This window comes from Pseudoduganella aquatica (genome assembly GCF_009857595.1).
GTDB classification, from domain to species: domain Bacteria; phylum Pseudomonadota; class Gammaproteobacteria; order Burkholderiales; family Burkholderiaceae_D; genus Rugamonas; species Rugamonas aquatica_A.
Genome location: NZ_WWCU01000012.1, coordinates 144,417 through 159,114, shown reverse-complemented (window position 1 = coordinate 159,114; position 14,698 = coordinate 144,417). Strand labels below are relative to the sequence as shown.

Genomic DNA, 14,698 nt, shown 5'->3' with positions numbered 1-14,698 from the left:
TCCCGGCCGGCGGCGGCGGCTGACAGGCCGGCCGGCGCCGCCGCGCCGCTGCGCGTGCTGCTGGCCGAGGACACCGAGATGAACCGCCAGTTGGCGCGCATCCTGCTCGCCCGCCTGGGCTGCGAGGTGGACGACGCGGCCAACGGCGAGCAGGCCCTGGCCGCCATGGCGCGCGGCGGCTACGACCTGGTGCTGATGGACTGCATGATGCCGCTGATGGACGGCTACGAGGCCACGCGCCGCTGGCGCGCGCACGAGGCGGCCGCCGGCCTGCCGCGCCTGCCGGTGGTGGCGCTCACCGCCAGCGCCGTCGAGGGCGACCGCCAGCGCTGCCTGGAAGCCGGCATGGACGATTACCTGGCCAAGCCGTTCAAGCTGGAGGAGTTCAGCGCCGCAGTGCGGCGCGCGGCCGGCATGGCGCCGGCCGGCGCGCCGCCCTAGCCGGCCCGCACCGGCGAGCTGCGCGGCACCACGATGCGCACCGCCGTGCCCTGGCCCGGCTGCGACGCCACCGTGACGCGCCCGCCCAGCATGCCGGTGACGATGTTGTACACGATGTTCATGCCCAGGCCCGTGCCGCCGCGCCCCATCTTGGTGGTGAAGAAGGGGTCGAACACGTGGCGCCGCACTTCTTCGGCCATGCCGGCGCCGTTGTCGCTGAAGACGATCTCCACCATGCCGCCGTCCAGTTCGCGTGCGCTGATGCTGATGGTGCCGTCGCTGCGGTCTTCGAAGGCGTGCGCCAGCGCGTTGTTGATCAGGTTGTTGAAGACCTGGTACCAGCTGCCCGGGTAGGAGTCCAGCGCCAGGCCCTGCGGCACGTGGAAGGCGGTGCCGCAGTTGGCGCGGCGCAGGCGCGGCACATAGGTGGCCGCCGTGTCCAGCACCACCGCCAGCAGGTTGAACACGCGGCGCTGGTCGTTGGTCTGGTCCACCGCGATCTGCTTGAAGGAGGCGATCAGGTTGGCCGCCTTGTTGAGCGAGCCGGAGATCAGGCCGGAGGCCAGCTTCACTTCCTCGTTGTAGGCGCTCAGCGTGGAGCGGCGCAGCGTGCCGCCGCTGAGCATGGCTTCGAATTCCACCACCCGGTCGCCCAGCGCGGTCGAGGCCAGCAGGCTGTTGCCGATCGGGGTGTTCAGCTCGTGCGCGATGCCGGCCACCAGCGAACCGAGCGAGGCCATTTTTTCCGCCGCGATCAGGTCGTGCTGGGTGCGCTGCAGGGTCTGCAGCGCGTGCGACAGGTCGCCGTTGGCGCGCTCCAGCTCGGCCGAGCGCTCGCTCACGCGGCGCTCCAGCGAGGCGTTCAGTTCTTCCAGTTCCTGTTTGGCGTTGAGTTCGGCCGTCATGTCCAGCAGCGCCCAGATAATGGCGTCCACGCCGTCCAGGGTCAGCGAGGACGACCAGATCGCCAGCCGGCCGGTGCCGCCGCCGCGCAACGCCATATTCGCCACTTCGCCGTGCACCGCGCCGTGGCGCATATACAGCTGCCAAATGCGCTCGCGTTCTTCCGGCGCGCCCCAGAAGGTGAAGCTGTCCGAGCGCTGGCCGATCAGCTGTTTCTCGGTGTAACCGAAGGTGCTGGTCAGGGCCTGGTTGGCGCCGATGATGCGGCCGTTGCGGTCGGTCACGCTGAGCGGTAGCGGCGCCATGTCGAACAGGGTCTTGAAGCGCGCTTCCGATTCGGACAGGCGCTGTTGCGACGCTTCCAGCTGCAGCACGCGTTCGCGCAGCGCCACGCTCATCGAGTTGAGCGAGCGCGCGTAGACTTCGATCTCGTCGCCGTCGCCGTCCGGCAGGTTGCGGCCGAAGGCGGTTTTCATCAGCTGCCCGGCCTGGCCGGTGAGGGCGCGCAGGCGCCGCCCTATGCCTTGCGTGAAGGCGTAGAACAGCAGCACGCCCAGCCCCAGGCCCACCAGCGAGATCAGGCCCGATTGCAGGAAGACTTCCTCGCGCGCCTTGTCCAGCTCGCTGGTCGAGAGGCCGAAATTGAGCGAGCCGATCTGGTTGTCCTTGAGCAGCATGGGCGCGCGCGCGTGCAGCGTGCTGCCGACCTGCCAGGTGCGCACCCCGTTCATGGCCGGCGCGGTGCCGTTGCGCAGCGCGGCCGGCAGCGCGGGCGGATGCTCGCCGGCGGTGGCCAGCGGCACGTCGTTCTGGTCCAGCACGATGATGTAGCGCACGAAGCTGTCCTGGGGATCGGACAGCATCTCGGTCCAGTAGTCGTTCAGTTCGCTAAGGCGGCCGCGGATGGCGTAGGGGCTGAGGGTGAGATTGAGTGTGACCGCGTATTCGTGCGCCACGCGCTCGGCGTTCTTGCCGACCGCGCTGTCCATCACGCGCTGGCTGTTGCCGATCAACAGCGCCACCACCATGGCCTGCACGATGGCGCTCAACAACAGAAACTTCGCCCGCAGCGATAGACTCACACCCACTCCTTGCTGTCCTGGACGCCCCGCGTCCCCAGACAGCAATATACCGCATGCAACAATGTTAAGGGAGTGTCAAGATCACCTTCACCGTGTCGTCGACGGCGGATTTGTCGATGTAGCCGATGGCCTTGGGATCGTCGGCCACCGCCTTTTTCACGTCGGCGTTGGATTTGTATTCCTTGGGCGGCGTGGCCTTGCCGGTAAACACCAGCTTGGACCACAGCGCCTTCACCTGGGCCGCGTCCTTGTCGGCCACTTTCTGGTAGAAGTCGTTGCGGATATGCGAGCCTTCGGCCTGGTCCACCGGCGTGAACATGGTCGATTTGCCGAGGAAGAACTGGGATGCCTGCTCGGAGAACATGCGCGTGGCCGGGTTGGCCTTGTTGACGATCACGACCGTTTCGGCGGACGCGGGCAGGGCGGCGGCGGCGAGGACGGCCAGGATCAGGGCTGGGAGCGTTTTTTTCATGAAGTCACCTTAGAATACGAAATCCAGACCGGCTGCGACCACGGTCACGCTGTCTTTTTGGCCGGCGGCCGGCGTGAAGATCAGCTGGCCCGACTTGACCTTGGGCTTGACGCGGTCCACCTGCACCTTGAGCGCGAGCGACTTGGCGAAGTCCCAGCGCACGCCGACCAGGTTGGTCGACTGCTCGGGCGAGATCAGCAGGTTGTTGACGGCGGCGTTCAGCGCAGGAATCTTGGCCAGCGCGGCCGGCACGGTGATGGAGCTGCCCGAGCCCTTGCTGGCGGCGTGCGCGAAGTAGGGCAGCACTTTGCCGAAGCGGTAGGCGCCCATGGCGTACCAGGAATTGGTTTCCGGGATGTACACCGGGTCGTGCGCGCGGCGCATCGCGTATTCGGTCTGGACCACGATATTGTTCCAGTCCAGCGCCAGGCCCAGCGAGGTGAAGCTCATCTTCTTGCCCTCGACGATGCCCAGATCCTGGCCCAGCTGGCCGAAGCCCACTTGCTTCAGCGTGGCGGCCAGGCTGTTGATCGGCAGCAGGTTGTCGCTGTTCAGTTCGGCGCGCAGATGGCCCAGGCGCACGGTCACGGGGCCGTGCTCGACGGCCAGGCTCACGCCCTGGGCCGGCGCGCGGTACTTGGCCACGGAGCCGCCGGCGGTCGGCACGAACAGCTTGCCGCGGCTGGAGCCGGCGAAGGCCTGCGCGGTGAAGTTGGTGTCGCCGAAGGCGTGCTGGTAGTTCAGGTCCACGCCGTCCACGTTTTCGATCGGATCCTGGCCGTAGACTTCAATCGGCGGCCGCATCATGGTGTTGGCGTAGCCCACGTTCTGGTAGTCGGAAATCAGGAAGGCCGGCATGACCATGCGGCCCACGCGCACATTGATCTCGTCGTTGACCTTCATTTTCAGGAAGGCCCAGGTCAGGTCGCTGGTGAAGCTGGGGCTGGTGTTCTTGCGCGTCAGCACCTGCGCGGTGCCGGACAGCCAGTCGTTGATCTTGTAGCTCGCTTGCAGGCCGAGGTTGCTGTCCAGGCCGATGCGCGGGCTGTCGCCCACGCCGGTGGCCTGGTTGTAGCGCGCGAACTGGGCGGTGTCGGTGTCGCTCTTGGCCACTGCCAGGGTGCCGAAACCGCTGATGCTCAGGTTGCCGTCGTCCAGCGAGCCGGCCTGGGCCTGCATGGCGCTGCAGGCAGCGAGGACGGATGCTACTAGAAGTTGCTTTTTCATCGGTAAGGGTTCCAATCACTTTATTTTTCAAAAGAGCGGCCAGCCCGGAGCGCCGCATGCGTTGCCTACCTTAGATGAATTTTCTTCAAGGCATGATTATGAAAACGTTGTACTGAACAAAGCCTCTAGATTTTTGTCGCTTTTTAGTACGGTTTTATGAATTTTTCGGCAAGTTTTCTGTGTTTTTGGCCGAACTTTCAAGGTTTGGAAAAAAACAGTAGGAGGTGGGGTTTTAACCGAAAGTAGTAATCCGCGTGCGCTGGCAACAGGCATTACAATAACGGCTTCCCTTACACTAGCCCGAGAACCCACATGGCCGTCAATTCCCCCATTCCTGTCGCTGCAGATCTGAAGCCGGTTGCCGGCATCGAGATCGGTTTTGCCGAAGCCGGCATCAAAAAGCCGAACCGCAAGGACTTGCTGGTGCTGCGCCTGGCGCCGGGCGCCACCGTGTCCGGCGTGTTCACGCTGAACCGCTTCTGCGCCGCGCCGGTGCAGATCTCGAAGGCCAACCTGGCGGCCGTGAACGCCGGCGGCGCGCCCATCCGCGCACTGATGGTCAACACCGGCAACGCCAACGCCGGCACCGGCGAAGAAGGCCTGGCGCGCGCGCAGCAGAGCTGCTCGGCGCTGGCTGAGCTGCTGGGCTGCGAAGCGGGCCAGATCCTGCCGTTCTCGACCGGCGTGATCCTCGAGCCGCTGCCGGTGGACCGCATCGTGGCCGGCCTGCCGAACGCCGTCGCCAACCTGACCGCCGACAACTGGTTCAATGCCGCCGAAGCCATCATGACCACCGACACCCAGCCGAAAGCCGGCTCGCGCACGGTGGACATCGCCGGCCACAAGGTCACGCTCACCGGCATCTCCAAGGGCGCCGGCATGATCAAGCCGAACATGGCCACCATGCTGGGCTTCCTGGCCTTCGACGCCAAAGTGGCGCAGCCGGTGCTGGACGTGCTGGTCAAGCAGGCCGCCGACCAGTCCTTCAACTGCATCACCATCGACGGCGACACCTCGACCAACGACTCCTTCATGCTGGTCGCCACCGGCGCCGGCACGCTGGAAGTGAACTCGGTCGATTCGCCGGAATACAAGGCCCTGGCCGCCGCCGTCACCGAGCTGTCCGTGTTCCTGGCGCAAGCCATCATCCGCGACGGCGAAGGCGCCACCAAGTTCATGACGATCACGGTGGAAGACGGCAAGAACGTGGAAGAATGCCGCAAGATCGCGTACTCCATCGCCCACTCGCCGCTGGTGAAAACCGCCTTCTTCGCGTCCGACCCCAACCTGGGCCGCATCCTGGCCGCCATCGGCTACGCCGGCGTGGACGATCTGGACGTGAGCAAGCTCAACCTCTACCTGGACGACGTGTGGGTGGCCAAGAACGGCGGCCGCAACCCGGACTACAAGGAAGAAGACGGCCAGCGCGTGATGAAGCAGAGCGAAATCGCGGTGCGCGTGAAGCTGGCGCGCGGCGGCGCGGCCGCCACCGTCTACACCTGCGACCTGTCGCACGACTACGTCAGCATCAACGCCGACTACCGTTCCTGATATGGCGACGCCCCTCGAACAATTCCTGGTGCGCGCCGAGGCCCTGCTGCAAAGGGTGGAAGCCATCCTGCCGCAAGCCCCGCGCGAGCCGGACTGGAAGCTGGGCTACGCCTACCGCTGGCGGCGCCGCAACGGCGGCGTCAGCCATTTGCAGGCGGTGGCGCACGTGTCCAGCATCGCGCTGGACGATCTGCACAACATCGCCCCGCAAAAAGCCGCCATCGAGCAGAATACGCGCCAGTTCGTGTCCGGCCGCCCGGCCAACAACGTGCTGCTGACGGGCGCGCGCGGCACCGGCAAATCGTCGCTGATCAAGGCCTGTTTGAACCAGTTCGCGAAAGATGGCCTGCGTTTGATCGAAGTCGACAAGGCCGACCTGGCCGAGCTGCCGGACATCGTGGACCTGGTGGCGGGCCGGCCCGAGCGCTTCATCATCTTCTGCGACGACTTGTCGTTCGAGGAGGGCGAGAGCGGCTACAAGGCGCTGAAAGTGGCGCTGGACGGCTCCATCGCGGCCCAGTCCAACAACGTGCTGATCTACGCCACTTCCAACCGTCGCCACCTGATGCCTGAGCGCATGGCCGACAACATGAGCTACAAGCACGACGAGGACGGCGACCTGCATCCCGGCGAGACGGTGGAAGAGAAGATCTCCCTGTCCGAGCGCTTCGGCCTGTGGCTGTCGTTCTACGCCTTCAAGCAGGACGACTACCTCGACATCTGCGCGCACTGGCTGGGCAGCTTCGGCTGCACGCCGGAGCAAGTGGAAGCGGCACGCGGCGACGCCCTGCGCTGGGCGCTGCAGCGCGGTTCGCGTTCCGGCCGCGTGGCCTGGCAGTTCGCCAAGGACTACGCCGGCAAACTACCCGAAGAAAGCAAGTGAATGACTGACAAGAAAGTGGACGTCGCAGTCGGCATCCTGATCAAGCCGAACGGCGACGTGCTGCTGGGCCAGCGCCCGGCGGGCAAGCCCTATGACGGCTACTGGGAATTCCCCGGTGGCAAAGTCGATCCGGGCGAGACGGTGCTCGAGGCGCTGAAACGGGAGTTTGTGGAAGAGCTGGGGCTGACGGTGAACAGCGCGCAGGAATGGTGCGGCGTGGAATACGTGTACCCGCACGCCCACGTGCGGCTGCACTTCTACATCAGCCGCGACTGGCACGGCGAACCGCAGAGCCTGGAAGGGCAGGCCTTCGCGTGGCAAGGCACGGTCGGCCTGGAGCCGTTGCTGCCCGCCACGATACCGCTTCTCGAATGGCTGGACCAGATCCGCCACGACCCAACAGCCTTGCCGTAGCAAAAAAAGGGGTCAGGGTTAGTTTCCCGGTACCGGAAAACTAACCCTGACCGCTTATTCTTCGTCGAGGGGATCGCGGGGCGGAGCGGCGGGAATGGCGTATTTTTCCTCGGCCCAGGCGCCCAGGTCGATTTGTTTGCACCGTTCGGAACAGAAGGGGCGGTATTTGTTTTTTTCAGTCCACTCCACTTTGGCGGAGCAGCTTGGGCAATCAACTACGGTCATGGCGGTTCTTTAAAAATTACAGAGCGTGAGCTCGAATGGTACATCTTCTTCCAGCGGCTTGGGTTTCAGATCGCCGCCTTGGGTGGTGAATCTGACCCACAGCATATATTTATTGGCCGATATTTCCGGTATCGCGCCCATGCTTTCATCCAGGGTCAGCCGCAGCATCTGGTAGACCTTGCCTTGCAGCATTTGCTGGTAGCTGCCGGCGTTGGCGATCATTTTAACCGGGCCGCCGGAGTCGCGCAGCAGGCGCAGCACCAGGGCCAGGGCGTCGAACAGCGGCGCCAGCGGGGCGAACCAGCCGGCGATGTCGTTGAAGCGCTGCTCGGAACTGCGTTTTTGCCAGGCGTAGTAGGACGGCAGGTCGAATTCGCAGGCGCCGCCGGGGATGATGGTGCGGCCGCGTATGCTCATCAGCCATTCGTTGTCGCGCACGTTCTGGCCGGTTTTTCCTTGCGCGGCGACCAGGGCGCTGCTCACGCTGTCCACTTCGGACAGGATGGCGTCCAGCGTTTCAGCCTGTACATTCGGGTTGGAACGGTAGCTCAGCAATGTCTGGCGCTGGCGCTCCAGTTCCTGCAGCAGATCCGACTTGAGGTCCGCCCGGCCTGCCACTTCGAGCATGTCGAAGATCGTGGCCAGCGCGACGTGGTGCTGCATGGGGTGTTCTTGATGCACAAAGAACTTGAATTTCTCGTACAGGTCTTCCAGCCGCAACAACGTGCGTATGCGCTCGTTGAAAGGGTATTCGTAGACAATCAAAATGACTTCCCTCTATAGATGGGCCTGCAAAGAATTCCGTGATTCTGAACCAAGCGAAGCAAAATTACAAACGTTGCGATGGTATTGTTATCGTTCCTGCCGAAAATGCCAGGTATAAATGGTGTAATCGCGCAATTTGCGGGTCCAGTGCGGTTAAATCCCCCTCATTATTAATGATATCGTCCGCTGCCGCCAATCGTGCGGAGCGCGGCGCCTGCGCCGCCATAATGGCTTGCACCTGGCTGGCCGTCATCTGATTGCGCGCCATCACGCGCGCCACCTGCGTCGCCTCCGGGCAGTCCACCACCAGCACGCGCTGCACCCGGCTGCGCCAGCTGCCGGACTCGACCAGCAGCGGCACGTCGTAGATCACATAGGGGCCGGTGGCGGCCGCGCCCGCCGCTTCGGCGGCGCTGCGTATCATGGGGTGCAGGATGGCTTCCAGCCTGGCCTTGGCGGTGGCGTCGCTGAACACCAGCGCGCGCATGCGGGCGCGGTCCATGGCGCCGCTGGCGTCGGCGAATTCGGGGCCGAATTCGGCCACCAGGGCCGGCATGGCCGGGCCGCCGGCCACCGTCATGCTGTGCGCGATGCGGTCGGTGTCGACAATGGTGGCGCCCAGCGCGGCGAAGCGCGTGGCCACCGCGCTCTTGCCGCTGCCGATGCCGCCGGTCAGGCCGACGCTGAATTTTACCGTCTTGTCCACGTGCGCTTAATGGCCCAGCACGCTGGAGGTGAAGGCCGCCAGCGGGCCGCCGTACATCAGCGTGATCAGGCCGGCCACCGCCAGGTAGGGACCGAAGGGAATGGGGTTGTTGCGGCCGCGCTTGGCGAACACCATCAGGCTGATGCCCACCACCGCGCCCACCACGGACGACAGCAGGATAATGGTCGGCAGCGTCGCCCAGCCCAGCCAGGCACCCAGCGCGCCCAGCAGTTTGAAGTCGCCGTAGCCCATGCCTTCCTTGCCGGTGGCCAGCTTGAACAGCCAGTAGATGGACCACAGCGCCAGGTAGCCGGCCGCCGCTCCTATCACGGCGTCCTGCAGCGGCACGAAGGTGCCGTTGATGTTGATCAGCAGGCCGGCCCACAGCAGCGGCAGGGTCAAGTCGTCCGGCAGCAGCTGGGTGTCGGCGTCGATAAAGGTCATGGCGATCAGCATGTAGGCGAACAGCAGCGTGGCCAGGCCCATCCAGCCGCTGCCGAACTGCCACACCAGGGCCGCCGACAGCAGGCCTGTCAGCGCTTCGATAATGGGGTAGCGCGGCGAGATCGGCGCCTTGCAGTTGCTGCATTTCCCGCCCAGCACCAGGTAGCTGGCGACGGGGATGTTTTCCAGCGCGGTGATCTGGTGCTTGCAGTGCGGGCAGGCCGAGCGCGGCACCACCAGGTTGTAGCGTTCGGTGTGCGGCAGTTCCTTGCCCATTTCGGACGCCACGTAGTTGTCCGACTCGCGTTGCATCATGATGGGCACGCGGTGGATAACGACGTTCAGGAAGCTGCCGATCAGCAGGCCGAAGATGCCGGCCGCGATGGCGGCGATCAGGGTGGCGGGCGGGGCAAACAGCAAGATATCCTGCATCGCTAGGGTTCCGTTGGTTTTTATGTGGGGACAGTATAAGGCAGGGCGGGCCTCAAAACAGTTGCAGCAGCGCCATTTTTTCATAGAGGGTGGCGCGCGAAATGCCGAGCAGGCGCGCGGCCTCGGTTTTCTTGCCGCCGGCCGCCGCCAGGGCCGCTTCGATGGCGCCGCGTTCGGCCGCCGCCACCGCCTGCGCCAGCGGCTGCACCACGGCGGACGCGCCTGTCCTGGCCGCCGCCAGCCGGGGCAGGATGGTGTCGAAGTCGTCCGCCACCAGGCGCCGGTTGTCGCTGTGCAGCACGGCTTTTTCCAGCACGTTGCGCAGCTCGCGCACATTGCCGGGCCAGTCGTAGCCGCCCAGGCGCTGCAGGGCGCCCGGCGTCAGCTCGCGCCGCGCCATGCCGGTGCGCTCGGCGATCTGCTCCAGCGCGCCTTCGCACAGCGCTTCCAGGTCGGCGATGCGCTCGCGCAGCGGCGGCAGCGTGATGGACAGCACGTTGAGGCGGTAGTACAGGTCGCGCCGCAGCCGCCCTTGCGCCAGCGCCTGCACCAGGTCGATGCTGGTGGCGGCGATGATGCGCACGTCCACCTTGATCACCTTGTTCGAGCCCAGCGGCTCCACCTCCTGCTCCTGCAGCACGCGCAGCAGCTTGGCCTGGATCTGCAGCGGCATGTCGCCCACCTCGTCCAGGAACAGGGTGCCGCCGTGCGCCAGCTTGAACTTGCCATCGCGGCCGCGCTTGTCGGCGCCGGTGTAGGCGCCCGGCGCGGCGCCGAAGAATTCGGACTCGAGCAGCGCTTCGGGAATGGCGGCGGCGTTCACGGCGATAAAGGGCTGGCTGGCGCGCGCCGAGCTGGCGTGGATGGCTTGCGCCAGCAGTTCCTTGCCGGTGCCGGTTTCGCCCAGCAGCAGCACGGTGCTGCCCAGTTGCGCCGCGCGCCGCGCCTGGCGCTTCACGTCCAGGCTGGCAGGGCTGTTGCCCACATAGCTGGCCAGGGTGTAGCGCGGGCGGCGGTCCTGCACCAGCAGGCGCCGGGTTTCCGCCAGCTCGTCCTGCAATTGCGAGAACTTGCCCAGCAGCGGCTTCAAGTGGTGCAGCTTGTCGTACAGGCAGATGCCGACCGCGCCTATCACTTTGCCGTCCGGCCCGGTCAGCGGCAGGCGCGACACCACAAAGGTTTCGCTGCCGAAGGCCATCAGGTCGAGCAGGATGGGCTCGCCGCTCTTGACCACCTGGCGCATCAGGCTGTTTGGGATGATCTCCTCCACGTCGCGGCCCAGCAGGGATTGCGGGTCGCTATAGCCCAGCATTTGCAGGTATTTGTCGTTGCACCAGACGATGCGGGCTTCGGTGTCGACCGCGATGGTGCCTTCGCACAGTGCGTCCAGCCGCTCCAGCAGTTTGGGAATGGCCAGGTGGCGCAGTCCGCCTGCGCCCGGATTTTCGGTAAACCAGTGCATCAAGTCCATTGCGGCGGCCAGGCAAAAAGGCTGATTCTGGCCCCGGTCGCGTGAACTGTCCAGTGTTCCATACACAATGTCTGGATTTCCGGACGTTTTTCTGCGTAGTTTTGCGTAGTTTGTCCGCCTATCCAGACAATATGCATTTCAGCCTCACCCCGGCATCACCAGCGCTTATATCTAACTGCTTGAATTTACAGGGTTTTGTGCTCCAGGCATGGATAGTGCTTTAGACAACGTTCTACGTTATGCCTTGGAGTGTGTATGAGTTTTCTGATTGTGCTGCTGGCGCTGGTCTTCCTGATGGTGGTCGCCTACCGCGGCTTCAGCGTCATCCTGTTTGCCCCGGTGGCGGCCATGCTGGCCGTGCTGCTGACCGATCCCGGCCTGGTGCCGCCCATGTTCACCAGCGTCTTCATGGACAAGATGGTGGGCTTCGTCAAACTGTATTTCCCGGTCTTCCTGCTGGGCGCGGTGTTCGGCAAGGTGATCGAACTGTCCGGCTTTTCCAAGTCCATCGTGGCGCTGATCATCCGGCTGGTGGGGCGCGAGCGCGCCATGCTGGCCATCGTGCTGGTGTGCGCGGTGCTGACCTACGGCGGCGTGTCGCTGTTCGTGGTGGTGTTCGCCGTCTATCCCTTCGCGGCCGAGATGTTCAGGCAAAGTAACATCCCCAAGCGCCTGATCCCCGGCACCATCGCGCTGGGCGCCTTCACCTTCACCATGGACGCGCTGCCCGGCACGCCGCAGATCCAGAACATCATCCCGACCTCCTTTTTCCAGACCGACACCTGGGCCGCGCCCTGGCTGGGCGTGATCGGTTCCGTGTTCATCCTGACTGTGGGCCTGGCCTACCTGGAATGGCGCCGCCGCCAGGCGCTGGCCAAGGGCGAGGGCTACGGCACGGGCCACAGCAACGAGCCGGAGGAGTTCACGCAGCAGACCCTGCCGCATCCGGTGCTGGCGCTGCTGCCGCTGGTGCTGGTGGGCGTGCTGAACAAGGTCTTCACCGTGATGATTCCGCTCTACTACGGCAAGAGCCACAGCCTGCAGCTGGCTGGCGCGGCCAAGCCCGTCGTGACCGAAGTGTCGAAAGTGGCGGCCATCTGGGCCGTGGAAGCGGCGCTGCTGGTGGGTATCGCCAGCGTACTGCTGCTGGCTTTCGGCACCGTGCGCCGCCGCTTCGCCGAGGGCAGCAAGCTGGCCATCTCGGGCGCGCTGCTGGCGTCCATGAACACCGCCTCCGAGTACGGCTTTGGCGCCGTCATCGCCGGCCTGCCGGGCTTCCTGGTGGTGGCGGACGCGCTGCGCGCCGTGCCCAATCCCCTGGTCAACGAAGCGATCGCAGTCACCTCGCTGGCCGGCATCACGGGCTCGGCGTCGGGCGGCATGAGCATTGCGCTGGCCGCCATGTCGGACACCTTCATCCAGGCCGCCACCGCCGCGCATATTCCGATGGAAGTGCTGCACCGGGTGGCCGCCATGGCCAGCGGCGGCATGGACACGCTGCCGCACAACGGCGCGGTGATTACCCTGCTGGCCGTCAGCGGGCTGACGCACAAGGTGTCCTACGGCGACATCTTCGCCGTCACCTGCATCAAGACCATGGCCGTGTTCGTGGTCATCGGCACCTACTACGCGTTCGGCATTTACTAAGGAGCTTGCCATGTTGAAGAACAAATCCGCCATCGTCACCGGCTCCACCAGCGGCATCGGCCTGGGCATTGCCCGCGCGCTGGCCTCGCAGGGCGCCAACGTCATGCTGAACGGCTTCGGCGACGCGGCAGAGATTGAAACCATCGCCGCCGAACTGCGCGCGCTGGGCGTGCAGGTGCGGCACAGCGCGGCCGACATGGCCCAGCCGGAGCAGATCGCGGCCATGGTGGCCGAAGCCACGGCGGCCTTTGGCGCGGTCGACATCCTGGTCAACAACGCCGGCATCCAGCACACGGCGCCGGTGCACGAGTTTCCGCTGGAGCAGTGGGACCGCATCATGGCCATCAACCTGTCGTCCAACTTCCACGCCATCCGCGCGGCGCTGCCGCAGATGCAGCAGCGCGGCTGGGGACGCATCATCAACGTGGCCTCGGTGCACGGGCTGGTGGCGTCGGTGAACAAGTCGGCCTATGTGGCGGCCAAGCATGGCGTGGTGGGGCTGACCAAGGCGGTGGCGCTGGAGAATGCGCGCACTGGGGTGACTTGCAACGCCATCTGCCCGGGCTGGGTGCTGACGCCGCTGGTGCAGAAGCAGATCGACGACCTGGCCGCGCGCGCCGCCCTGAGCGCGGACGAAGCGCGCGCCAAGCTGCTGGGCGAAAAGCAGCCCTCGCAGGAATTCGCCACGCCCGAGCAGATCGGCGCGCTGGCCGTGTTCCTGTGCAGCGCGGCGGCCGACCAGATCCGCGGCGCGGCCCTCAATATGGACGGCGGCTGGGCCGCGCAGTAGGGCTGCGCCCCTTACACCACCGACCCAAGCTTGAAGATGGGCAGGTACATGGCAATCACCAGGCCGCCGATCAGCACGCCCAGGATGACCATGATGAGCGGCTCCATCAGGCTCGACAGCGAGGCCACGGCCTCGTCCACTTCGTCCTCGAAGAAGTCGGCCACCTTGCCCAGCATGGCGTCCAGCGAGCCGGATTCCTCGCCGATGGAGACCATCTGCGTCACCATATTCGGGAACACGTCGGCGTTCTGCATGGCCACCGTCAGGCTGGTGCCGGTGCTCACTTCCTTCTGGATGCGGCGCGTCGCTTCAAGGTAGACGATGTTGCCCGACGCGCCGCCCACCGAGTCGAGCGACTCCACCAGCGGCACGCCGGCGGCGAACATGGTGGCCAGCGTGCGCGTCCAGCGCGCGATGGTGGCCTTGCGTATCACCTCGCCGAAGATGGGCAGCTTGAGCAGGGTCACGTCCATAAAGCGCTGCACCTGCGGCGAGCGCTTCCAGGCCTGGAAGAAGAAATACAGCGAGCCGAACAGGCCACCGAAGATCAGATACCAGTAGGACACGAAGAATTCGGAGATGGCCATCACCGCCAGCGTGGGCGCGGGCAGGTCGGCGCCGAAGCTGGCGAACACCTGCTTGAACGCCGGCACCACCCAGATCATGATGACGGCCGTGACGATGAAGGCCACGCCCAGGATGGACACCGGGTAGGTCAGGGCGGACTTGATCTTGCCCTTCATGGCCAGCGTCTTTTCCTTGTAGATCGCCAGCCGCGTCAGCAGGTCTTCCAGGATGCCGGCCTGTTCGCCGGCGCCCACCAGGTTGCAGAACAGCGGGTCGAAATACAGCGGGAACTTGCGGAAGGCCTGGTTCAGGCTGGTGCCGGTCTCGATGTCGGCGCGCAGGTCCATCACCAGCTTGGCCACCGACGGGTTGGCGTGGCCTTTGCCGACGATGTCGAAGGACTGCAGCAGCGGCACGCCGGCCTTCATCATGGTGGCCAGCTGCCGCGTGAACAGGGAAATGTCTTTCTCGGTGACCTTCTTGCCGCTGCGGTAGACCTTCTTCTTGACCTTGGTCACCATGATGCCCTGGCGCCGCAAGGTCACGTTGACCACGGCCTCGCCGCCGGCACGCAGCTCGCCGCGCACGGTCTTGCCGGTTTTGTCCTTGCCTTCCCAGGCGAAGACCGATTCCTTGACCGGGCTGCCCGGGGTGCTGGTTGTGGCCATGATTTACTTC

15 protein-coding genes are annotated in these 14,698 nt (G+C 65.2%); 6 read left to right on the top strand and 9 right to left on the bottom strand.

What is annotated here, in order from left to right; translation table 11 throughout:
• Positions 1 to 441 (top strand): response regulator (locus tag GTP77_RS13195; protein ID WP_161072615.1); only part of this gene is annotated, 441 nt, incomplete at its 5' end.
• On the opposite strand, the gene GTP77_RS13190 is transcribed toward GTP77_RS13195, so the two are convergent.
• The 3 genes from GTP77_RS13190 to GTP77_RS13180 form a co-directional block, all read right to left on the bottom strand.
• Positions 438 to 2,426, bottom strand: coding sequence for a PAS domain-containing sensor histidine kinase (locus GTP77_RS13190; protein WP_161072614.1), 1,989 nt, complete (start codon positions 2,424 to 2,426; stop codon positions 438 to 440). The two genes, GTP77_RS13195 and GTP77_RS13190, sit on opposite strands and share 4 nt — an antisense overlap.
• A gap of 64 nt (positions 2,427 to 2,490) precedes the next feature.
• Positions 2,491 to 2,898 (bottom strand): type 2 periplasmic-binding domain-containing protein, encoded by a 408-nt coding sequence (locus tag GTP77_RS13185; RefSeq protein ID WP_161072613.1) that lies wholly within the window; start codon positions 2,896 to 2,898, stop codon positions 2,491 to 2,493.
• A 9-nt stretch (positions 2,899 to 2,907) separates the two neighbouring features.
• Complete coding sequence (locus tag GTP77_RS13180) at positions 2,908 to 4,125, bottom strand: porin (protein ID WP_161072612.1); 1,218 nt, start codon at positions 4,123 to 4,125, stop codon at positions 2,908 to 2,910.
• 312 nt (positions 4,126 to 4,437) lie between these two features.
• On the opposite strand from GTP77_RS13180, the gene argJ reads away from it, so the two are divergent.
• The 3 genes from argJ to mutT are packed head-to-tail and all read left to right on the top strand — an operon-like array spanning position 4,438 to position 6,973.
• Positions 4,438 to 5,676: a bifunctional glutamate N-acetyltransferase/amino-acid acetyltransferase ArgJ gene (gene argJ / locus GTP77_RS13175; protein WP_161072611.1), complete on the top strand. Its 1,239-nt coding sequence runs from the start codon at positions 4,438 to 4,440 to the stop codon at positions 5,674 to 5,676.
• Between the two features lies 1 nt (position 5,677).
• On the top strand, positions 5,678 to 6,559 hold the full coding sequence (locus GTP77_RS13170) for an ATP-binding protein (protein ID WP_161072610.1): 882 nt from the start codon (positions 5,678 to 5,680) through the stop codon (positions 6,557 to 6,559).
• Positions 6,560 to 6,973 carry an 8-oxo-dGTP diphosphatase MutT gene (gene mutT, locus GTP77_RS13165; RefSeq protein ID WP_161072609.1) on the top strand — a complete coding sequence of 138 codons (414 nt, stop codon included), beginning with the start codon at positions 6,560 to 6,562 and terminating at the stop codon, positions 6,971 to 6,973.
• Between the two features lie 54 nt (positions 6,974 to 7,027).
• On the opposite strand, the gene GTP77_RS13160 is transcribed toward mutT, so the two are convergent.
• The 5 genes from GTP77_RS13160 to GTP77_RS13140 form a co-directional block, all read right to left on the bottom strand.
• Positions 7,028 to 7,198, bottom strand: a complete 171-nt coding sequence (locus GTP77_RS13160; protein ID WP_161072608.1) for a DNA gyrase inhibitor YacG — start codon at positions 7,196 to 7,198, stop codon at positions 7,028 to 7,030.
• A 9-nt stretch (positions 7,199 to 7,207) separates the two neighbouring features.
• Entirely contained in the window at positions 7,208 to 7,963 is a 756-nt protein-coding gene (gene zapD / locus GTP77_RS13155) for a cell division protein ZapD (RefSeq protein ID WP_161072607.1), read from the bottom strand.
• A 64-nt stretch (positions 7,964 to 8,027) separates the two neighbouring features.
• Entirely contained in the window at positions 8,028 to 8,669 is a 642-nt protein-coding gene (gene coaE, locus GTP77_RS13150; protein ID WP_161072606.1) for a dephospho-CoA kinase, read from the bottom strand.
• 6 nt (positions 8,670 to 8,675) lie between these two features.
• Positions 8,676 to 9,545: a prepilin peptidase gene (locus GTP77_RS13145; RefSeq protein ID WP_161072605.1), complete on the bottom strand. Its 870-nt coding sequence runs from the start codon at positions 9,543 to 9,545 to the stop codon at positions 8,676 to 8,678.
• 52 nt (positions 9,546 to 9,597) lie between these two features.
• The gene (locus GTP77_RS13140; protein ID WP_229202176.1) at positions 9,598 to 11,016 is read right to left on the bottom strand and encodes a sigma-54 interaction domain-containing protein; all 1,419 of its coding nucleotides are present in this window, start codon (positions 11,014 to 11,016) and stop codon (positions 9,598 to 9,600) included.
• A 255-nt stretch (positions 11,017 to 11,271) separates the two neighbouring features.
• On the opposite strand from GTP77_RS13140, the gene GTP77_RS13135 reads away from it, so the two are divergent.
• Both GTP77_RS13135 and GTP77_RS13130 read left to right on the top strand, forming a co-directional pair.
• Positions 11,272 to 12,663 carry a GntP family permease gene (locus GTP77_RS13135; protein WP_161072604.1) on the top strand — a complete coding sequence of 464 codons (1,392 nt, stop codon included), beginning with the start codon at positions 11,272 to 11,274 and terminating at the stop codon, positions 12,661 to 12,663.
• 10 nt (positions 12,664 to 12,673) lie between these two features.
• A complete protein-coding gene (locus tag GTP77_RS13130) occupies positions 12,674 to 13,453 on the top strand; it encodes a 3-hydroxybutyrate dehydrogenase (protein ID WP_161072603.1) in 780 nt (259 codons plus the stop codon).
• An 11-nt stretch (positions 13,454 to 13,464) separates the two neighbouring features.
• Here the strand turns inward: GTP77_RS13130 and GTP77_RS13125 are convergent, their stop codons facing one another.
• The gene (locus GTP77_RS13125; RefSeq protein WP_161072602.1) at positions 13,465 to 14,688 is read right to left on the bottom strand and encodes a type II secretion system F family protein; all 1,224 of its coding nucleotides are present in this window, start codon (positions 14,686 to 14,688) and stop codon (positions 13,465 to 13,467) included.
• Between the last annotated feature and the right edge of the window lie 10 nt (positions 14,689 to 14,698).